Origin of the sequence: Streptomyces sp. NPDC014006 (assembly GCF_043088925.1) — a bacterium.
GTDB lineage: Bacteria > Actinomycetota > Actinomycetes > Streptomycetales > Streptomycetaceae > Streptomyces.
In genome coordinates, this window is the sequence record NZ_JBICAJ010000006.1 from 155,175 (window position 1) to 174,642 (window position 19,468).

At 67.8% G+C, this 19,468-nt stretch carries 20 protein-coding genes, 1 tRNA gene and 1 pseudogene; 3 read left to right on the plus strand and 19 right to left on the minus strand.

Going from position 1 to position 19,468, the window contains the following annotated elements:
• From ACF1GV_RS21575 to ACF1GV_RS21590, 4 genes and pseudogenes are all read right to left on the minus strand, one after another.
• The gene (locus ACF1GV_RS21575) at positions 1-1,290 is read right to left on the minus strand and encodes a homoserine dehydrogenase (RefSeq protein WP_363262741.1); all 1,290 of its coding nucleotides are present in this window, start codon (positions 1,288-1,290) and stop codon (positions 1-3) included.
• A gap of 157 nt (positions 1,291-1,447) precedes the next feature.
• Positions 1,448-2,839, minus strand: coding sequence for a diaminopimelate decarboxylase (gene lysA / locus ACF1GV_RS21580; RefSeq protein ID WP_391683266.1), 1,392 nt, complete (start codon positions 2,837-2,839; stop codon positions 1,448-1,450).
• A 19-nt stretch (positions 2,840-2,858) separates the two neighbouring features.
• The gene (gene nrtL, locus ACF1GV_RS21585) at positions 2,859-3,923 is read right to left on the minus strand and encodes an ArgS-related anticodon-binding protein NrtL (RefSeq protein WP_391683268.1); all 1,065 of its coding nucleotides are present in this window, start codon (positions 3,921-3,923) and stop codon (positions 2,859-2,861) included.
• A 397-nt stretch (positions 3,924-4,320) separates the two neighbouring features.
• A pseudogene (locus ACF1GV_RS21590) lies at positions 4,321-4,800 on the minus strand (response regulator); the annotation flags it as partial.
• 135 nt (positions 4,801-4,935) lie between these two features.
• Here ACF1GV_RS21590 and ACF1GV_RS21595 point away from each other — a divergent pair.
• Positions 4,936-5,007, plus strand: a tRNA-Arg gene (locus tag ACF1GV_RS21595).
• 275 nt (positions 5,008-5,282) lie between these two features.
• On the opposite strand, the gene ACF1GV_RS21600 is transcribed toward ACF1GV_RS21595, so the two are convergent.
• The 14 genes from ACF1GV_RS21600 to ACF1GV_RS21665 all read right to left on the minus strand — a co-directional run bounded on the left by ACF1GV_RS21600 (position 5,283) and on the right by ACF1GV_RS21665 (position 15,038).
• Entirely contained in the window at positions 5,283-6,137 is an 855-nt protein-coding gene (locus tag ACF1GV_RS21600; protein ID WP_391683271.1) for a nuclease-related domain-containing protein, read from the minus strand.
• A gap of 189 nt (positions 6,138-6,326) precedes the next feature.
• On the minus strand, positions 6,327-7,700 hold the full coding sequence (locus ACF1GV_RS21605) for a tyrosine-type recombinase/integrase (RefSeq protein WP_391683273.1): 1,374 nt from the start codon (positions 7,698-7,700) through the stop codon (positions 6,327-6,329).
• On the minus strand, positions 7,697-7,891 hold the full coding sequence (locus ACF1GV_RS21610; RefSeq protein ID WP_285563476.1) for an AlpA family transcriptional regulator: 195 nt from the start codon (positions 7,889-7,891) through the stop codon (positions 7,697-7,699). The genes ACF1GV_RS21605 and ACF1GV_RS21610 overlap by 4 nt, the downstream gene beginning before the upstream one ends.
• Positions 7,867-9,186 carry a replication initiator gene (locus tag ACF1GV_RS21615; RefSeq protein ID WP_391683277.1) on the minus strand — a complete coding sequence of 440 codons (1,320 nt, stop codon included), beginning with the start codon at positions 9,184-9,186 and terminating at the stop codon, positions 7,867-7,869. The genes ACF1GV_RS21610 and ACF1GV_RS21615 overlap by 25 nt, the downstream gene beginning before the upstream one ends.
• A gap of 129 nt (positions 9,187-9,315) precedes the next feature.
• On the minus strand, positions 9,316-9,573 hold the full coding sequence (locus tag ACF1GV_RS21620) for a SpdD protein (RefSeq protein ID WP_391683279.1): 258 nt from the start codon (positions 9,571-9,573) through the stop codon (positions 9,316-9,318).
• A 14-nt stretch (positions 9,574-9,587) separates the two neighbouring features.
• Positions 9,588-9,782, minus strand: a complete 195-nt coding sequence (locus ACF1GV_RS21625) for a hypothetical protein (protein WP_100568067.1) — start codon at positions 9,780-9,782, stop codon at positions 9,588-9,590.
• Positions 9,783-9,792: 10 nt separating this feature from the next.
• Positions 9,793-9,984, minus strand: a complete 192-nt coding sequence (locus ACF1GV_RS21630; protein ID WP_254588184.1) for a mobile element transfer protein — start codon at positions 9,982-9,984, stop codon at positions 9,793-9,795.
• On the minus strand, positions 9,984-10,175 hold the full coding sequence (locus ACF1GV_RS21635; protein ID WP_391683282.1) for a hypothetical protein: 192 nt from the start codon (positions 10,173-10,175) through the stop codon (positions 9,984-9,986). Before ACF1GV_RS21635 ends, ACF1GV_RS21630 begins: the two co-directional genes overlap by 1 nt.
• Positions 10,176-10,194: 19 nt before the next feature.
• The gene (locus tag ACF1GV_RS21640) at positions 10,195-10,824 is read right to left on the minus strand and encodes a DUF2637 domain-containing protein (RefSeq protein ID WP_391683284.1); all 630 of its coding nucleotides are present in this window, start codon (positions 10,822-10,824) and stop codon (positions 10,195-10,197) included.
• Positions 10,825-10,906: 82 nt separating this feature from the next.
• A complete protein-coding gene (locus ACF1GV_RS21645) occupies positions 10,907-12,280 on the minus strand; it encodes an FtsK/SpoIIIE domain-containing protein (protein WP_391683287.1) in 1,374 nt (457 codons plus the stop codon).
• A 5-nt stretch (positions 12,281-12,285) separates the two neighbouring features.
• Positions 12,286-12,636, minus strand: a complete 351-nt coding sequence (locus ACF1GV_RS21650) for a hypothetical protein (protein ID WP_391683289.1) — start codon at positions 12,634-12,636, stop codon at positions 12,286-12,288.
• A 127-nt stretch (positions 12,637-12,763) separates the two neighbouring features.
• The gene (locus ACF1GV_RS21655) at positions 12,764-13,492 is read right to left on the minus strand and encodes a GntR family transcriptional regulator (RefSeq protein ID WP_391683291.1); all 729 of its coding nucleotides are present in this window, start codon (positions 13,490-13,492) and stop codon (positions 12,764-12,766) included.
• A gap of 89 nt (positions 13,493-13,581) precedes the next feature.
• Positions 13,582-14,019, minus strand: coding sequence for an ATP-binding protein (locus ACF1GV_RS21660; RefSeq protein ID WP_391683294.1), 438 nt, complete (start codon positions 14,017-14,019; stop codon positions 13,582-13,584).
• Between the two features lie 278 nt (positions 14,020-14,297).
• Positions 14,298-15,038 carry a GntR family transcriptional regulator gene (locus ACF1GV_RS21665; protein WP_391683297.1) on the minus strand — a complete coding sequence of 247 codons (741 nt, stop codon included), beginning with the start codon at positions 15,036-15,038 and terminating at the stop codon, positions 14,298-14,300.
• Between the two features lie 86 nt (positions 15,039-15,124).
• On the opposite strand from ACF1GV_RS21665, the gene ACF1GV_RS21670 reads away from it, so the two are divergent.
• Both ACF1GV_RS21670 and ACF1GV_RS21675 read left to right on the plus strand, forming a co-directional pair.
• Complete coding sequence (locus ACF1GV_RS21670; RefSeq protein ID WP_391683300.1) at positions 15,125-16,237, plus strand: DUF1152 domain-containing protein; 1,113 nt, start codon at positions 15,125-15,127, stop codon at positions 16,235-16,237.
• Positions 16,234-16,491: a hypothetical protein gene (locus ACF1GV_RS21675; protein WP_391683303.1), complete on the plus strand. Its 258-nt coding sequence runs from the start codon at positions 16,234-16,236 to the stop codon at positions 16,489-16,491. The genes ACF1GV_RS21670 and ACF1GV_RS21675 overlap by 4 nt, the downstream gene beginning before the upstream one ends.
• A 373-nt stretch (positions 16,492-16,864) precedes the next feature.
• Here ACF1GV_RS21675 and ACF1GV_RS21680 read toward each other — a convergent pair whose 3' ends face one another.
• Complete coding sequence (locus ACF1GV_RS21680; protein WP_391683305.1) at positions 16,865-19,465, minus strand: DEAD/DEAH box helicase; 2,601 nt, start codon at positions 19,463-19,465, stop codon at positions 16,865-16,867.
• Between the last annotated feature and the right edge of the window lie 3 nt (positions 19,466-19,468).

Sequence of the window (19,468 nt, forward strand, 5' to 3'; positions counted from 1 at the left end):
TTACTCTCCTTCAACCCGCATGATGCTGGCGACACCCCGCACGGTGTCGAGCTTGCGCAACGCCTCGACGGTCCCGTTCAGGGCGGCGTCGGACGCGCGGTGGGTGACGACGACGAGAGAGGCCTCGCCGTCCTTGCCCTGCTGGCGCACGGTGTCGATCGACACCCCGTGCTCGGCGAAGACGGTCGCGACCTGGGCGAGCACGCCCGGTTTGTCCGCCACGTCGAGGCTGATGTGGTAGCGCGTGACGACGTCGCCCATGGGCGACACCGGCAGGGCGGCATACGCCGACTCGCCGGGCCCGGTGGACCCGCTGAGCCGGTTGCGGCAGACGGCGACGAGGTCGCCGAGCACGGCCGAAGCGGTCGGCGAACCGCCCGCGCCGGGACCGTAGAACATCAGCTGACCGGCGGCGTCGGACTCGACGAACACGGCGTTGTACGCGCCGCGCACGGAGGCGAGCGGGTGGGTCAGCGGAATCATCGCGGGGTGCACGCGCGCGGTGACGGACTGTCCGTCGGCGGCCCGCTCGCAGATGGCGAGGAGCTTGATGGTGCAGCCCATCTCCCGGGCGGAGGCGAAGTCGGCGGCGGTGACCTCGGTCATGCCCTCGCGGTAGACGTCGTCGAGGCGCACGCGTGTGTGGAAGGCGATCCCGGCGAGGATGGCTGCCTTCGCGGCGGCGTCGAAGCCCTCGACGTCGGCGGTCGGGTCGGCTTCCGCGTACCCGAGGGCAGTGGCCTCGTCGAGGGCCTCCTGATAACCGGCGCCCGTGGAGTCCATCTTGTCGAGGATGAAGTTGGTCGTGCCGTTGACGATGCCGAGCACGCGGTTGACCTTGTCGCCGGCGAGGGACTCGCGCAGCGGCCGGATCAGCGGGATGGCGCCGGCGACGGCGGCCTCGTAGTAGAGGTCCCGGCCGTGCTCCTCGGCGACGGCGTGCAGGGCGGCCCCGTCCTGGGCGAGCAGGGCCTTGTTGGCGGAGACGACGGAGGCGCCGTGCTCGAAGGCGGTGGTGATGAGGGACCGGGCCGGCTCGATCCCGCCGATGACCTCCACCACGACGTCGATGTCCCCGCGTTTGACGAGGGCGGTGGCGTCGGTGGTGACGAGGGCCGGGTCGATGCCCTCACGGACCTTGCTCGGGCGCCGTACGGCGACTCCGGCGAGCTCGATCGGGGCACCGATCCGGGCGGCGAGGTCGTCGGCGTGCGTCGTCATGATGCGCGCCACCTCTGAGCCGACCACTCCACAGCCCAGCAGCGCCACCTTCAGCGGACGCGTACGCATCATCCGACCTCGTTTCCTCATACCGTCTACGGTTCGACCAGTCTCACTCACCGGACGGAATTTTCTGCCCTTGGTCCGAATTGTGAGACGTTTATTTCATTTCGGGCGGCGCGGAAGCCGGAAGATCTTCCGCCGTCGCCCGGAGTTGCCCCGTCCGTCATCCGACGTCCAGCCGGAGCAGGTCCTCCTCCGTCTCCCGCCGGACGATCACCCGGGCCTCGCCGTCCTTCACGGCGACGACCGGCGGGCGGAGCACATGGTTGTAGTTGCTGGCCATCGACCGGCAGTACGCCCCGGTCGCCGGTACGGCGATGAGGTCGCCCGGCGCCAGGTCGGCCGGCAGGAACGCGTCCCGCACCACGATGTCACCGCTCTCACAGTGCTTGCCGACGACCCGGGCGAGCATCGGCTCGGCGTCGGAGGCACGGGAGACGAGGGCGACGCTGTATTCGGCGTCGTACAGCGCGGTGCGGATGTTGTCGGACATGCCGCCGTCGACGGAGACGTAGGTGCGCAGCCCGTCGAGCGGCTTGACGGTGCCGACCTCGTACAGCGTGAAGGCGGTGGGCCCGACGATGGCGCGCCCGGGCTCGACGGAGATGCGGGGAGTCCGCAGCCGCGCCGCCTCGCACTCCCGGGTGACGATCTCGGTGAGCGCCTTGGCGATCTCGTGCGGCTCGCGGGGGTCGTCGTCGCTGGTGTACGCGATCCCGAGCCCGCCCCCCAAGTCGATCTCGGGCAGCTCGACCCCGTGCTCGTCGCGAATGTCCTTCAGCAGCCCGACCACCCGGTGGGCGGCGACCTCGAAGCCGGACATGTCGAAGATCTGCGACCCGATGTGCGAGTGGATCCCGATCAGCTCGAGCCCGTCGAGCTGCAGGGCCCGCCGCACGGCTTCGGCGGCCTGCCCGCCGGCCAGCGGAATCCCGAACTTCTGGTCCTCGTGGGCGGTGGCGATGAACTCGTGGGTGTGCGCCTCGACACCGACGGTGATGCGGATCTGCACCCGCTGCCGGACGCCGAGTTCCTGCGCGATGTGGGCGACCCGCACGATCTCCTGGAAGGAGTCGAGCACGATCCGCCCGACCCCGGCGGTGACGGCCCGGCGGATCTCCTCGCCGGACTTGTTGTTGCCGTGGAAGGCGATGCGCTCGGCGGGCATCCCGGCGGACAGCGCGGTGGCCAGCTCCCCGCCGGAACACACGTCCAGATTGAGCCCTTCCTCGTGCAGCCAGCGCACGACGGCCCGGGACAGGAACGCCTTGCCCGCGTAGAAGACGTCGGCGTCGGCCCCGAAGGCGGTGCGCCAGGCACGCGCACGGGCCCGGAAGTCGCTCTCGTCGAGGATGTAGGCGGGGGTGCCGTGGGTCTCGGCGAGCGTCTTGACGTCGATCCCGCCGACGGTGAGCACGCCGTCCTCGCCGCGGCCGACGGTCTCGGCCCACACCTTGGGGTCGAGCGCGTTGAGGTCGGCGGGCGGGGCGGAGTAGTGCCCCTCGGGAAGAACGTCGGCGTGACGGGGCCCGGCGGGATGTGCGGAACGGCTCATGTCTGGGTCTCTTTTTGGCTCAGAGGTGGTCGGGTGCGTCGATGCCGAGCAGGGACAGGCCGCCGGCCAGCACCGTCCCGGCGGCTTCGGCGAGCGCGAGCCGGGCACGGTGGGCGGCCGAGGGTTTCTCCTCGCCACGCGGCAGCACACCGGGCAGCAGCGCGAGGGTGGCATCGGCGACGGTGACGAGATGCCGGGCGAGCCGGTCGGGGCCGCGGTGGGTGACGGCGGCGGCGAGGATCCGGGGGTGGTCGGCCAGGGCGGCGAGGAGGTGGTTGTACGCGGTGGCTTGGATGGGCCCGTCGACGTGGTGGTGGCCGTCGACGCGGCCGGACCCGTCGGCGTGGCGGTGGCCGTCGGCCCGGTGGTGGCCGTCGACGGAGCCCGGCTCGGGGCCGAACCCGAGATCGGCGGCGTTGCGGTGCAGGGCCCGGGTGCGGGCGTGGGCGTAGCGGACGCGGAAGAGGGGGTTGGACTCCCGCTGGACAAGATGATCGGCGGTGATCCGGGGCCGGTCGTGCGGGGCGGGATGGAGCAGCGCCCAGCGGGCGGCGTCGGGGCCGAGGGGGGTGGGGTCCTCGGGGGCGGGGAGGGGACGCAGATTCACTTCCTGTGCTTCCGCGTGGGCGATCTCGACGCGCGCGCCTTGGGTGGCGGCGATCCGCGCGAGGGCGTCGGCGACGACCTCGGCACGGATCTCGTACGGGACGCGGAGCGTGAGGGTGTGCCCGGCGAGGGCGTCGGTGTGCCCGTACGCGAGCCCTTCGTCGAGGATCCGCCGGACGAGCTGCGTGCTGCTGGTCCCCTCGAGGGTGATGTTGAGGAACCCGGGCCCGGTGATCTCGACGCGGGTGACGCCGTCGGCGTGGGCGAGATGCCCCTGCAGGACTTCGGCGACGTCACGCGGAGGCCGTCCGGCGGGGCGGGCGAGCTGCAGGGCGATGTTGGTGGCGTAGTCCCCGCACCCTCCCGGCCCCGGCACGGTGACCAGGGCCCGCTCGGGCACGCTCACGTCCAGCTCCCCCACGTCGACAGCACGACGCACCGCGCGCAGCACGGTACGGGAGAGCTCGACGGGGGTCACGGGACAAGCGTAGGGGAGGAGGGGGGTGGGTAGGCGAGCCGGTTTCGGGGGGTCCCGGGATGTGGGACGGCGGGGTTTGCCTTGAGGCGGGCGGGTGGGGGCTGGGGGCCTTGCCTTCAGGCGGGCGGGGGGGGCTGGGGGCGCGCGCCGTTGGTGTCATTGGGGGCGTGGGGCGTGCGACGCCGGTGCCGCCGGTGCCGCTGGGTGGGCGCGCTGCCCCGGTTATCGGGGGTGCGCCGGCGGTCTGCCGGGGCCGTGCGCTCGGGTGGTGTGGTCAGTGACCGGCGTGCTCGGTGGTGTCGTCGGCGGTGTCGTCGGCGGTCGGATCACCCTCGATGTCGCCGGACAGGACGGCGGTGTCTCCGGACAGGACGTCGGCGTCTGCGGAGACGACGGAGCCGAGCTCCCCCGCTCCCCCACCGCGGACGCCCTCACGCCCACTTTCGCGCCCGCGCTCGATCAACTCCCGGACGACCCGGACGAGTTCGTGCGGCTCGAAGGGCTTGGCGAGGAACACGTCGGCACCGGCGTCGAGGCCGGCATCGACCTCGTACTCCGGACAGGCGCTGACAATGGCGACGGGCAGATCCCGGGTGCGGGGGTCGGCACGCAGCCGGGCGACGGTCCGGAGCCCGTCCAGCCGGGGCATGACGACGTCGAGGGTCACAAGATCCGGCTGCACCTGATGCACGACATCCAGACACTCGGCACCATCGGCCGCGGTCACGACCTCGAGACCCTCCAGCTCGAGGTTGACCCTGATCAGTTGCCGGATGACCTTGTTGTCGTCCACCACAAGGACCCGGCCCGACGCGCCAGACACAACTCGAGAGTAGGTCCGGACCGGCCACCGCGTCCGGGTTTTGGTGACTTCCACCCCGTGCGAGGGATGTGAGCCCAGAAGCTGCCACCCGGCCCGACGGAAGATCGACACGGCCACCGAAACCCGTTCATGACCACCCCATCGGAGCTGGTAGTGTTCTACCCGTCACCGCGACCGAGCGGACGACGCGCCCCCGTAGCTCAGGGGATAGAGCAACGGCCTCCGGAGCCGTGTGCGCAGGTTCGAATCCTGCCGGGGGCACACTGTGCAAGTGTGTCCAAGACCCCGTCACCAGCGGAAACGCTGAGGCCGGGGTCTTCGCGTATGTGCAGGCGTGCGCCGCCCGGAGCGGCCGTATGTCAGGGTCTGTGGACGAGGCGTGGACGGGATCTTGGGACATCGTCGCAGGTGAGGTCTCGAAAAAGGCGAAGCCCGCACCGACGCCAGGCGCCCCCGCCCAGCACGGAACCGTCACGCCGCAGGGGCTACCGACAGCCGACCAGGAGGACTGCCGGCACCTCACCGCGGCCGCCAACTTAGGCCTGAGCCCAGGCCTGACGATGACGAGCAACGCTGTACACCTGCTCCACCTGGTCGGCCGTGAGGACGCCTGAGAGCGGACCGAGGGCCGACACCTGGCGCTCCTGGTACACCCGGACATCGAGCTGCGTAGCGACCACCTTCAGCTGGGTGACGCCGACGAAGACGAGCACCGGCTCCACCCGTACCGGGAAGTCGCAATAGCGCTCAAGCACTCGGGTGACCCGCTTGGCCTCCGCCCGGCTCTTGCGTGCGTAGGGAGCCGGTTTCCCGTGATCAACTTTCACGGAATCGTCCCCGACCCATACGACCCTCTTGTGGTGGTGCTTCGTATTGATGCTGAACACTCCGCCAGGCCCGATCAGTAAGTGATCGATATCCACTTTGTTGGCCAGTGGGACGGAGTGCAGGACGCACCAGCCGTGGCGCCCCAAGCGGTTCAGCTCGGCGCCCACTCGACGCTCCCCCGCCAATCCCTTTCGCCAGGAGTCCCACTCCGTGGGCCGCCGCAAAAGCCGTGAGACGACTCGCTCCATCAGCCCCGGTCCGGATTCGGCGAGCAGATCACGCAAGGACTGCCCGGGAGTATTGACGGCCAGGTCATCGGCCGGCGTCAGAGGCGGCAGCATCGGACGCGCCTGAGCATCCGGCGCCCTGTCTGGCGGGACAGGCCCAGTGAGGTTCTGTAAGTGTTTGGTGAGCACGGTGATCAAGTCGTCGCGGTATTCGACCCGCAAGACCGTGATGTCCCCCGTCGTGACGTCCGCCCAACCGACGGCGGTGCCATCAGGGAGGTTGGCGTACAGACGATCATGCCCGTATCGCTTCCAGCGCGTGACGTGCAGCTCCACAAGGCCCCCTGTGCTCCGGCATTGACGTTGCCGACATGCCAGCAGCAAGCGAGATGAGGCCACAAGAGCGCAGGGCAGGCCGCACGTCTCAGCTTGCCCGTTACGAAGCGAAGCCTCGGCGCGGGTAAGACCGAAACGAGGGAGGCCCCAGGCGGCATGCCTGAGGCCTCAGTGACGGTGCAGGTTGTCTCACTCGTACTCGCGGAGCAAGTCCTCGATACGCCGGTTGGCGACGTCCTGCCGTCCGTCGAGGCACTTCGCGTAGCGGGTCAGCAGGACCTCAACGCTGTTGCCGGCGCGCTCGGCCACCTCGGTCGGGTCGACACCCGCGTTGAGCCACGTCGACAGCGCCGAGTGCCGAAGGTCGTACGGCCTACTCGCGAGCGGCGAGGCCGCGACAGCCGGCGGAAGCGCCAGGAGCCGAGCCTCCTGCCACACGCGGTAGTAGGTCGAGGATGGGACGACCGAGCCCTTCTCGCTGAAGAAGAGTCGCCCGTCCTCCGCCGTGCCGAACGTGGTCAGGTGCTCGCGCAGCACGGCGACGAGCTGGGGCGGGATGGGCACACGCCGAACGTCCTCGGTCGGTCGATTCTTGAGCCCGCGGTCGTCGTGGGTCTCCCCCGAGTCCGTCCACTGCTTGCCGACCGAAGGACGGGTCCGGTGGAGCAGCGCCGATCCCCAGCCTTGCTCAGGGAGGACAAGGTCAGTCTCGACCAGGCCGACCGCCTCAGCGGGCCGGAGGCCACCGAAGTACATCGCCGCGAACAGCCCAACGAGACGCCGGCCGCGAGCACGCCGGTAGCCGCCCACGTAGGACACCGCCGCCAGGAGATTGCGGGCCTGTTCCGGGTTGGCGACAACGCGCGGATCGACCTGGTTCGAGACCTTGGGCTTCTGCCAGCGAACCGCCGTGATCGGGTTCTCCCGCAGCTCCCCCAGGTCGACCGCGTAGTTCGCGGCGTTGACGAGGGTCCGCCGCTTCCGCCGCACGGTCTCAGCGGCTGCCGCGGTGCCGTCGAGCTTGAGCTTCAACCCGTCGAGCACCGCGCGGGCCGTTGCCGGTTCAGCGAGGTCCGCGAGCGGCCGGGAAGCCTTCGCCACCCAGTGCAGAACGTTCCGGACGTTGTCCGGGACTTCCCGGTCGTCGGGCCCTGGCAGCACGAAGGCCCAGTTGCGTAAGGCCTTGCGGATCTCCTCGTCGGACGGTCGCCCTGCGCGCTCCGCCAGCAGTTCCATGGTCACGCTGGTCAGAGATTCGTTGATGCCGTCTCGCGTATTGGGTGCAGCGTGCGGCCACTTCATTGCGAGATATCTGAGGGCGAAGTCGTACCAGGACAATGGCGACTTCTTCTCTTCCATCGATGCCGGAAGACCGGTCTCCGTGTCGAACTCTTCGCCGCCCCGCATGGCACTCATGAGCTTCGCTCGGTAGTGATCAGCGAGCGCCTTGGTGCGGAACGAGTCAGAGAAGACGTTGCCCGCGACGGACCAGCGGACGCCGTACGAGGGCGTCTTGGTGTCCCGCTTGCGTACGCCCCAGACCTTGACATCGAGAGACTTCACGCCGCCTCCTCCAACTGTCGGAGCCACGAGGTGAAATCGCTTCGCCAGACCCGAAGCTCACCGTTGGGGAGCTTGAATGCGGCCGGCCCCTGCCCCAGCTCACGCCAGCGGTAGAACGTCCGGCGAGAAACGCCGCCCAGCTCGTCCAGGACTTGGCGAACAGTCATCAGTTCGTCGCGGCGGGCGTCCATGTCGGCTCTCCTTCCGTTCCGGGGGCGGATTCGAGGGATGCGGCAAGCCAGGCTTCGGCGCGGGACAGGCCGGTGCCGGCGAAGACCCAGTGGGCGAGGACGAGCGTGGTTTCGCCGAACTGCGGGACGGGTGGAGCCGCTTGGGCCCGGCGCCAGTCGGCGCGCGCGTCGCGGAGGGCGCCAAGGGTGGTGGAGTAGCGGCGGGACTTGGTGGAGAAGTGGCCGCGGAAGCCGAGCATGTGGGCCCAGGCTCGCAGGCGGAGGTCTGCCAGCTCTGGGCGGGTGCCCAAGGCCCAGGCGGTGCAGATCATGCGCCGGGCGTGTTCGGTGATCCGCGCTTGGGCCAGCTCGGCGAGGAACCTGATCGGCCGGTCCAGGGTGCCGGTCGCTGTCTCTGCTCCTTTGGTGGCGTACTTGGCTATGTACGCCGCCACGGCCCGCTCGGTCAGCTCCTGGCCGCCGTCGAAGTCGGCGGAGCGGATCGTCCGGACATCGAGCTGTCGGCCGAAGACGAAGGTGTGAGCCCGTTCGTCGATCATCGGTCCGTCGACTCGCGCGGTGGTGGCAGCGGCTCGGATGGCGTCGGTCAGCAGCTCGGCCGTGGCCCAGGCGGGAGGAACGGAGTCGTCGCCTTCCGGGCCGTCGAGGCGAATCACTGCATGGAAGTGGACGGCGCCCCGCTTCTGGTATTCGGCCACCTTCGCGAAGGAGATCCGAGCATGGTGCCGGAAGGCCCGCTGAGTGAGGCCGGCCCGCTTCGCGACCTCACGGCGGAGATAGATCGAGAACCGCCGCCACAGCGCCCCCGCGTGGGCGTTCCACAGCACGGCAGCTTCGTAGTCGTAGGACTCCGGGTCGAGGGGTGTCCCCAGAACGGGGTCACCTTCCTCATGTCGGACGCCGCAGCGGCAGGCGCGGCCGCCGGAGGGGCGGTTGTGGACCGGGCCGAAGCTGGGGGCGGTGAAGGTGGCGAAGACGCGCGGGTGGGTGGCGACCCGTTCGGGTGTGCCTTTGCCGCCGCGGAGGCCTGCGGTGATCAGGTGATAGGTGTCGCGGCGGTAGGTCTCGGCGCAGGCCGCGCAACGGGTGGCGCGGCGGTTGTTGCAGCGGACGAGGAGTTGGCCGGCGGGCAGGGCCGTCGAGTCCAGGTGGTGCAGGACGCGGCCGATCTCGCCGGTCGTCCGGTCCACCGCGTATTCGGTGCGGTGGCCGTCGAGGCGGACGGGGCGGGTGCAACCGCCCAGGCCGGACAGTTGGCGGGCCAGCTCGGGCATGGTGCCCAGCGAGGCCAGCATGGAGAGTTCCGCCAGCGGGGGCGGAGTCTGCCGGGTAATGATGGGAGTTCCTTTCGGCTGTTGCGCGGTTGGGAGGGACGGCCCCGGGGCGGCGGGATGCTTGGCGGCGTTTGCCGCCCCGGCGGCCGGTCAGCGCTTATGCGCGCTGCTGAGGAGGGAGCGCAGGACCACGGCGGCGATGGCCACGGACACGGCCGAGACGGCGAGGGCCGCCAGGAGCGCGGTGAGCACGATCCCGACGACGACCACGGCGGCGACCGCGCCGACACCGACGCCCACGTACGGGGCGAGCGGGCGGCCGGCCGAGGAGGCCGGAGTCTGTGCCTGCTGAGGCGTGACGGTTGTCGTCGGCGGAGTAGGGATGTCGGGCAGCTTGGGGCGGAGCACGGTGGGCCTCCTTGTCACTCGTGGGTGCCGTTGACGACGCCGACCCCGGAACGGGTGCCGGATTCGATGGCGGGGGCGAGGAAGGTGTGCGAGAGCCAGAAGCCGAACAACGCGATCACGACGGCGACCCAAAGCCGGACACCCAGGAACTTGATCGCGGCCCAGGCGATGACGCCCAAGACGAAGACGAGCGGCAGCGAGACGGTCACGGGAGCTCCCTCAGCGAACGGCGCAGCGGTGGGTGCGGGCGGCCAGCTCAGCGGCGGCGCGGCTGTCGTAGTCCGTGGCGAAGCCGCAGCGCGGAGCCGTGCAGGCGGCGGTGTGCTTCTCGCGGCCCCGGCCGTCGTAGTAGGTGGCGACCTGGACGGGGCCGATGCGGGCGACGTTGCGGAAGCGGCGGTTGGCGGTCATCAGCGGGTCTCCTTCGGGTCGTCGCCGGTGAAGTCGGTGGCGTGCTCGGCCAGCCAGCGCAAGATCTCGTCGCCCTCATAGCTGTCGGCGGCGAGGATCACGGGTTCGGCGATGAGCACGGCTTCGGTGAGGCGGTTCTGTCGGGTCAGCTCGGCGGCGCGTTGCAGCGCGCGGAGCGTGGACGGGCGCACGGTGGAGAGTCCTCCGAGGTCAGGTGAGTTGGGCGGCGATCGCTTCGGCGAGCGGCAGTGGGACGCCGAGCCGGGCGCGAAGGGTCGATGTGTCGATGGGCGTTCCGGTCCGGGCGCGGTGTTCGTCGGCGACCTTGCGCGCGAGCGTGACGAGCGCCGGCGGAACCGGGGTCGTGGAGGGCGGAGGCGTTTTCTGCTCCGCAGCGGGCAATTCGGGTGCTGGGGAAGGGGCTTCGGGCGCCGTGGACCCCGGGGCCGACTCGCGCTCCGTCGTTGGGGCGTCCGCGGTTGCTCCGTGGGCGAGCAGCGTCCCGCCGAGGAAGGCGACCGCGGGCCATCCGGCGACGAGGATGCGCAGCCAGTCCGGTACGGCGCTCAGATCGAGGAGCCCAGCCGTGGCGACGTTGGCGCCGAGCGAGGCGGTCAGGGCGACGAGGAACCAGCACCACCCGGCCGCTTTCGCCCCGCCGGAGCGGAGCCGCCGCCAGGCCGCCACCAGCAGCAGGTCCACGGAGACCGGGTAGGCCCATGCCTTCCATCCGTGCTGTCCGGCAGCCGAGGCCAGGTCGTGCAGGTGGGCGAAGGACAGCGCGGCGGCGATCACCGCTTGGACGAGTACGGCGTCGAGACGGACGGGCAGCGCACGCACGGCGCGGTTCCTTCCTGTTCCAGGCGTGGCGGGGGTAGGGACGTGGCACGGGACGGCCGTGCCGGCCGTGGGCGGGGTGCGCTTACTCGGTGACTGGGCGAGCCGTGGCCACGGGCCCGGACGCCTCCACCTGCAGCGGCGGGACGTACGGCCGGAAGGCGTCGAGCGCGGGTACGTCGGGGGCGAGGTGAGCCGTCGCGCGGCAGGTGGCCGCAGCGTCGGCGAGGGAGAGGTAGGGGGTACGGATGCGGGACCAGCCGCCGGAGGTGTCACCGACGACGGCCAGGCCGGGCAGCTCGGGGGCGATGGCGCAGGCCGCGAGGACGGCCTCAGGGGCGATGTCGCCGAGCGCCATCTTGGCCGAGGCCTCGTCGTTCACGCGGTGGCATACGCGACCGGTGAGCTGAGCGCGGAGCATAGTCGCGCCCTTGCCCAGCTCAGCGCCGAAGCGCTGCCCGCAGACTTCCAGGTAGATGCCGGCCGCCCGGCCGAGTTGGGCGAGACGGATGAGCTGGGTGACCATCTCGTCCCGCCGTTCCTCCTCCTTCCGCGTGGCCACGAGGAAGAGTTCGGCCACCTCGTCGATGAACAGCACGATCGGGGCCGGGCGTTCGTCCTCCGGCAGTCCCCAGATGTCCGAGGTGATCAGCTCTTCCGGAGTGCCGGGCGCGATGCCCTGCCGGGCCTTGATCAGGTCGTATCGGTCCTCCATTTCCTTCACGAGCGCGGGAAGCAGCTCGGCAGCCTTGTCCGGGTCGGTCGCCAGGGCGGAAAGCCGCGGCGCGAAGGGCGCCAGCTCGACCCCGCGCTTGCAGTCGATACCGACCAGGACCACCGGCTGAGCAGCGAGCCCGGTCAGCAGATTCCGCAGGTACATGGACTTGCCCGAGAGCGTGGCGCCGAGCACCAGCCCGTGCGGCACGGCCCGGTAGTCCCGTACGAACGCGGTCGCGTCCTCCCGTAACGCCACCGGAACCCGAAGCGGGCCGCTGTCGAGGCGACGAGGCATTCGTACCTTCCGCAGCACATCGAAGCCGACGAGCCGCAGTTCGACGACGCCCGGCTTGATGTCCCTCACGTGGACGGCGTGGACACCCCAGGCGTGCCGGAGACGTTCGGCCGAGGCCGCCACGTCCGCCGGCTCCTGGCCCGGGGCCAGCCGCAGGTGCATGCGCAGGCCCGTCGTGGTGGGCCGGATGATGCCCCGACGAGGAGGTACCGGTCGGATCTCACGGCGGGTGGTTGCCCGGACAGCCAGCGCCCGCCACCGGGCCGGCGGCACGGTCAGGCCGCAGGCGTCCATGGTCGAGGAGTACGAGGCCAGCAGCCGGGCCACCGAGAACGGCAGCCCGACCGTGGACCAGTACGCCGCCGGACAGGCGTGCCGGGCGTACGCTGCACCGCCTATCGCAGCGAGCGGACCGCCCAGCTCAGCCAACGTCACCAGGTCCGTCACGGCGATCAGCCCGCCTGAGCCATCGGGAAGGCCCCCGGAGCAACGGCGGTCGCCCGGTAGGCGATGCCGTGCCGCTCCTGACCGTTGAAGACGCTCTGCCACGGCCGTGCCACCAGACCCGGCAGCGAGACCGGAGCACCGACCGTCAGGCCCTCGGTCACTCCACTCTCCGGGACGGTGACCTGGATCAGCGACGACTCGCCCTCGTCGATGTAGACGACGCCGACGGTCATCAGCGCCTCACCGGTCACCGCATCCTTGGCGATCTCGCCGGTCTGCCGGTCCCGCACCTTCGCCGCCGGCGCTTCGGTGAGCAGGATCGTGGCGGTTGAGGCGTCAACGCGGATCACACGCACAGGGATTGCTCCTTCTGAGAGGTGATCAACCTGCCAACCTGACAAGTTGACTTAGCAAGTTCGAAGCTAGGGATGCCAGGTTGACTTGTCAAGTTGCTAATCGGGGATTTTTGCCCAGAGGGCGGCATCAGCTCAGGCGGTAGGTGTCCTCAAGCTCCTGCCGGTCAGCCGGGAGGAGCACGTCAGAGACCTGCAAGGCCCGGCCGGAGGCGTCACAGGCGACGACCAGGACACTCAACACGGGAACGCCGTCCGGCAGATCCAGCAGCTCGGCCTCACGCGCTTCGGGCAGCCGAGCGGAGACCCGCTCGGTCACATGGTCGAAGCGGACTTTTTTCCGCGCTTCGAGGTGTTCGCGGGTACTCCCGTTCAAAGGTTTGTCGGCCCTCAGCTCAGTACCCTCGGCCAGGCCGGCGGGGAAGTACGACGAGACCAACTCGACAGCTTCGCCGTCCTCTTCGACCAGGAAGCGGCGCAGGAGGACTTCGGCCTTCTTCGGCAAGCCGAGCGCTGAGGCGACCCGAGCCGGAACAGGCACGTGCCTGACGTCGATCAGACGGCCCGCACCCTGCGACTCGTCGCGCTCCAGCGCCTCTCGCCCCCGCCGGTCCTTCTGTTCGACGACTTCTGGGCGGCCCCGGACGATCGTGCCGTATCCCTGCCGCGACTCGAGCCAGCCATCCCGCTTCAGCAGCTCCAACGCTCGCACGACAGTCGGCCGGGACATACCGAAGGCTTGCACCAGCTGGTTCTCGCTCGGCACACGACTGCCCGGCGCATACGTGCCGTCCTCGATGCGGCGCTGGAGCGTCTGCGCGAGGCGCACGTACTTCGGTGGCTCCACTTCATACGCCATGAACGCCGCCCGTCGGGATTGGCCAAGTCAACTGGTCAACCAGACTAACGACAGTTTCAAGTCCGCAGTAGGAGGGGTGGGCTATCCAGTCACGCCGGCCAGGCATCAGCCACCACGAAGGAGACGACCGTTCCGCCGAAGTGGCTGGGCCCAGAGTGCCAGGAGTCGGCGATGGAGTCGACCAGAAGCAGCCCCCGTCCGTGCGCGTCATTGGCTTCCGGGTGCCGCAGTCGCACGTTCGCCGGAAAACCCGGGTTGTGCACCTCGATGCGGAGCGAGGTGGCCTCGCGGAACCACTCGACACGCACCAGCCAGGGCTCATCCGACTTCCCGTAGCAGATGGCGTTGGTCACCAGCTCCGAGATCAACAGCGCGCAGTCGTCGATCGAGCACGCTGGGTTGTAGGGAGCGATGAACTTCCGGAACCAGCGTCGCGCGCGGGGTACGGACTCCGGCTCGGGATGCAGAGTCATCGCTCCGAGCCGCGGTGCGTCCTCGCAGGGGTAACGGTCGATCGTGTAGGCCATGCGTGCTCACTCCTTGCCGCTGCCGTCGCAGTCGAGGCAGCGCCGCTTCGACGTGGCACGGCTGCGGTCATTGGCCGTGGAGAGCGCCAGCGCCGTTCGGGAGCCGACGCGCTTCCACCCACGCCCCCGACACCCCCGGCAAGCTAACCGCGTCTCATGCACCGGCCGCCGACTCGTCACGTCGCGCCCCCTTCCCATCCAAGTGGCCTTAGCCACTTTGTGGATAGTGGCATTAGCCACTTCGGCAGTGCAAGCGGTTCGCCGGAACTGGCGAGTCGTCAGGTGAGGGGGTAGCCCTGCTCGAACGCCCAGCGGTGAGGCGGGTAGGTGGCTTCGGCGAACTCCAGAGGCCGGTCCTGGAGGTCGAAGACGACGTGATGGACGATGAGGACCGCGGACCCAGGCTCCAACCGCAGGTCAGCCGCTTCCTCGCCCGTGGCAGCCCGAGCACACATGCGGTCTTCCGCATAGCTGCCTTGGCGCCCCGTCATCTCCTCGACGTACATGAGCGTCCCTTGCTGGATACGATCGGGCTCCAGGAGCTTGGGCGCGCGCTGACCGACCTCCGGGGCGAACCACGAGGTGGACAGGGTGATCGGGCCGTCCTGATTGTTCGTCACGCGCCGGCGGTGCACGGCTCGACGATTCTTCACCAGGCCCAAAGCCTCAGCGACGTGGTCCGGAGCCTCCAGCCAGCCGGCCGAGGTGATCACCGCATACTCCCCGGGCGTGTAGATCTTTCCGGTCTGCCGGGCACGCCCGTACAACTCGCGTGCGCGCCGATTCACTTCAAGGCTGCGCACGTACGTCCCCGAGCCCTGACGCTTCTCGACCAGGCCCTGATGGCTCAGCGCCTCCAGTGACCGCGCGGCCGTGGGCCGGGACACCTTCCAGTCCGCGGCGAGTTGCCGTTCCGAGGGAACCTCGTCCCCCGGCCGCAGGTCACCCCGAAGGATCTGGTCACGGATGTAGTGGGCGATCTGGAGATACTTCGGTTGAGCCTCTTCGATCTGCGGCATCTCCCCTCCCTTCCTTGTTCCAAGTGGCTATGGCCTTTGGCCACTATAGGGTGAGTGGCCAACCTGTGAACCCGTAGTCTGAAGGCATGACGCGGTTGATCGTCGCAGCAGGAGGAGGGGGCGACGCAGTCGCCGCCGCAATGCTTCACGCCGCCCTCTGCGGCGACGAGGACCAGGCGGTGATCCTCACCTACTCCTGGGACCGCCTCCTGATCGACCCGCTCCCGGGGCCGCGGCGACCCGCCGACTTCACCGGCCTGGAACGCCTCACCCCAGCCGTCTGGACAGTGCCGGCGCAGGCCTGCCCGATCGCACCCGCAGGCTCCACACTCCCCCGACTTGCGGCAGAGCTCCCTCACACCTTCGCGCTGCTCGACCCCCACCAAGGAGCAGAAGGCCTCACCCACCAACTCGAAGAGCTCGTAAGCCACCTGGAGCCCGAGTCGATCGACCTCCTGGACGTGGGGGGAGACATCCTCGCGCGAGGTGACGAGCCGACGCTGAAGAGCCCACTCGCCGACGCCCTCACCCTGGCGGCGTGCTGCCAGGTGAACGCACCCGTGCGACTCCTGGTGGCGGGCCCTGGTCTGGACGGCGAGCTTCCGCCGAAAGACCTAAGTGACGTGCTAGGCCCCGTCGTCCGCACCTTGACCGCAAGCGACGCAGAGGTGATCAGCGCAGTCCTGGAGTGGCACCCGTCCGAGGCGACCGCGCTCCTCGCGGCGACGGCCCGAGGCGTGCGGGGCACATGCGAGATTCGGGACGCAGGGCTCCCCGTACCGCTCACAGACAACAGCCCGATGGTGCACGAGGTCGACCTGGACGACGCTGTCAGCCGCAACCAGCTGGCCCGAGCCATCATGGCGACCGCGCACCTGGATGAGGCCGAGGCCCACAGCCGTGAGATCTGTGGTTACTCGGAGATCGACTACGAGCGCAACAAAGCTCTGTGGCTCAAAGAGCAGCAGCCGGCCAAGCTGGACCCGTCCGCGATCTGGGCTCAGCTCGACCAGTTCGAAAACGAAGCCCGAGCCCGCGGAGTCACCCACACGACCTTCCGCCGACTCACCGAGGCGCTGGGACTACCCGGCAGTCAGCGTGAGAACCTGCGTGCCCTCCTCATCGAGACCAGGCCGCATCAGTACGCGGCGCCTCTATGGAAGCTGTCAGCCAACGAGGGCGAGCAGCAGGCACGGTGAGTGTCTTCAGAAGCGATCTGAGCCTGGAGGCACGGGACGCCGCCGGCGTTGAAGCTGAAGTCGATGTGGCCCTGAATCTGGTCACCGGCAACATCAGACTGTCGATCCTCTGGACGCAAGAGATCCAGCTGTCCGCCGACGACGCCGAGCAGGTAGCCAAGGCCCTTCAGCGAGCCGCCGCAGAGTCCCGAAGCATGGAGAAAGCTGAAGCCCCTGGAGCCGCAGAGGACCAGCCGGGCCCACCAGCAGCCTGAGTTACAACTTTCTTCACGGGTTCAAGGCGGCTCGCTCCGCTCCCCGCGCGCGGCCCGGCCACCGGCCGGGCCTGCGCTCCTGCCTCCGTCCCGCTCCAGCCCGGCCGGTGGCCGGGCCGCGCTCATGGCAATCAGTCGCCTGATGCCAAAGAAGGGGTACATCGTGGCTGGGGCGGTCGGCTCCGCGGCTTTACGGAGCCACTTTGGCGCGAGCCTCGAAGATCATGGCCCCAACGTCGTGCTTTACCGGGCAGGTCCACAGACTGCCCGACGCGCCGAAAGCTTACGGGGCCATGATCACTCGCGCCAAAGCAGCGCCACCCCAAAGCCGCTCCGCCGACCGCGCTTTCGGCGCCCCGTCGACCTGACAAGCTCAATAATCTGTCGCAGCCGCAGACAGATAAAGCTGTTCCACGTCGCTCGCTCCCTTAATAGCTTCTCGCACCGAAGAACTCTTTAGGTCGAGCACTCGAAGCCTCTTGTCCTTCGTCTCTGCCACAGCCTCGATGCGGTGGAATTCAGTGCCGTACTCCTCAGTGAAGTCCACCAGACCCACCAACTTAGGGAGAGCGTCTCGGAGATGGAAGCCGTGCGGATCGACAATGGAGACCTTCACATCAGAGAGATCACCATGGAAGAAGATGAAGTCAGGACACATGCGCCGCCAATCACCCTTGCCGTCCTTATAAGCGATTGCGAGCGAATCTTCAGAGGCGCGTCCCGGGTTCCTATACCAAGCCAGGAAGCCTGGCTGCCCCATCTCCGACTCTAGAACCTTCGTTTCCCACTGGTTGAGCGATGAAATGGGGAAGTCACCGTTCTCGTCAGCCATGAGGTGTCCAGGCTTAGTCACAACCTTGCTACCGTCCGAATACTCTGTTTCCTCGGACCGAACTTTTGGTCGTGCAACTCCGGTGCGCTGCGGCTCCACAGACATCGCGACGATGTCGTCATAGACGGCCTTGCGTTCGTCCGTCAGTCCCTTGATGGCTACCCGGAACTGAGAGAGCCATTTGGTCGCCAGGGCATCGGCCTCCCGATCGACAGCCTCCTGAACACCGTTGACTTGCGCCAGGGCAGCGACTTTTACGTGAGCATCAAAAAGACCATCATCGTCATCATCCTCCACTGCGATATGGTCGGCATACTTGCGTGCCAGATCCGGGGAAAGGATACGTTGCGCAACTTTGAAGTCTGAATCCACCGAGCGCTCGTCCGCAATCTCAGTGAATTCTTCCGCTACAACAACATTTTTATTGTGAACGGAGGCAATGAGCGTCTCTCCCTTGACATCCAATATGCCAGTCGTTGCGACTTGCACCTGCTCTTTGTATCGAGCCATCAAGCCATCGAGAACTGCGAATAGTTCCGCGTAAGCAACCTTCCGGGCGTCAGCCAAGAGGTGGTCGCGTGAGAGAGCCTGGGCAAGTGCCGTTAGTCGCTTGGTAGGCTTTGCTGCCTTACGTGGAAGGGTCTGGGACGGAATAGCATCAAATGCATCCCAAACTTCGGCGGGGACCGCCTGATTAACGACCATGTCGACCGGCTTATAGAGGACGCGGCGTCCCTCGCCTCCGCCAGAACCTCCAGATCCGTCTTCACTGTCGTCGCTAGAGCTCTTTCCGAGGAGGATCTCGGCGACCCCAGTGGCGGTCGCGCGATTGAAGAACGGAAGGACACACTCAACGGAATTGAGGCGATCATTTCCGGTAATGCGGCGCGCTAGTGGAGTCCGAACCATGCGGCCAAGGAGCTGTGTGATATGCGTCTTGTCAGTAGCCGGGCGAAAAGATACGAGTACCTCGGCCCGAGGGCAATCCCAGCCCGTGGAGATAGCATCTTTTGCAAGAATGACTCTGATATGCGACCTATCCTGGACCTTTTCCGGCGCCACGTATGGAATAACGTAGTCGCCCAACTGGATGTTTGCGTGTTCTCCGAATACATGCGCGATGCTGCCGGCCGGCAGTTCTGGCCACTCTTCGCGGATTGTATCGATGGCCGATACGAGTAGGCTGTCTGACGGAGTGTTGGGGACCTGTACCACCAGGAGCGGTACCACTGGGTCCGATGTCGTTCCTTGCTCTTCGGCGTATTGCTTCCACTGCGCGGCTGACTCGCGTACTTTTCGCGTGCCTCGCTTTAGAAGGACGGTGTCGAACACGCCTGATTCTGAGGGGAAGTCGAGACGAATGTCGTCCTTCAGGAGGCCAGACTCCTGGATCAGAGCGGGGTCAACCTCATAGTCCGGGTAGGTGAAGCGGCCTTGCGCCTGCGACATCGCTTCCGAGAACCGTTCAATTGTCGCAGAAATGCCCCACACCACGGGGACCGGAGGCACCCCACTACCTCCGTTGACCAGGCGCTTGACGATAGTGGTCCTATCCTCACGGTCACTTTTAGTGAGCTTCCGCATCCCTTTATGTGCCTCGTCAAGAATCAGATAAAGGGTCAGGCGGTCATCCTCGATGGTGTTCTTGATTGTCTCCCAGATAGTAAAGGCGCGTAGGTCCGGCGATACTGAGCGCTCTACTAGAGGTGTCTGTTCGTCCTCTGCCGCTCCCCGGACAAGCAGCGACTTCTTCGAGAGCTTCTGCGAATTGAGGAAGTATACCTTTCCTGATTCGAACTTCTCTCGATTGAAGGTGTTCTCGATCACGTGCAATTGGGAGTGAGCGATGCGGTCACCTGCCGCCTCAACTAGCCGCAAACGTGTCTGCTCGTTGAGAGACGGATCGTCTGTGAACCACAAAACTACCGCGCCTTGGTCGGCTTCAAAATCCCAATCATCGTTGCCGAGGAAAAGAGATTCGATCACTGCGGCGGCCATAACCGTTTTACCGGCACCGGTTGTGGCTGCGAGAGAGAAGGAGACATTACGACCCTTCCGATGGAAGTCCTCACGGGCGTCACTGAAGTAGGTCAGCATTTGACCCACGGCGTCGTTCTGGTACTCCTTCAACGTGAATCGCATCGT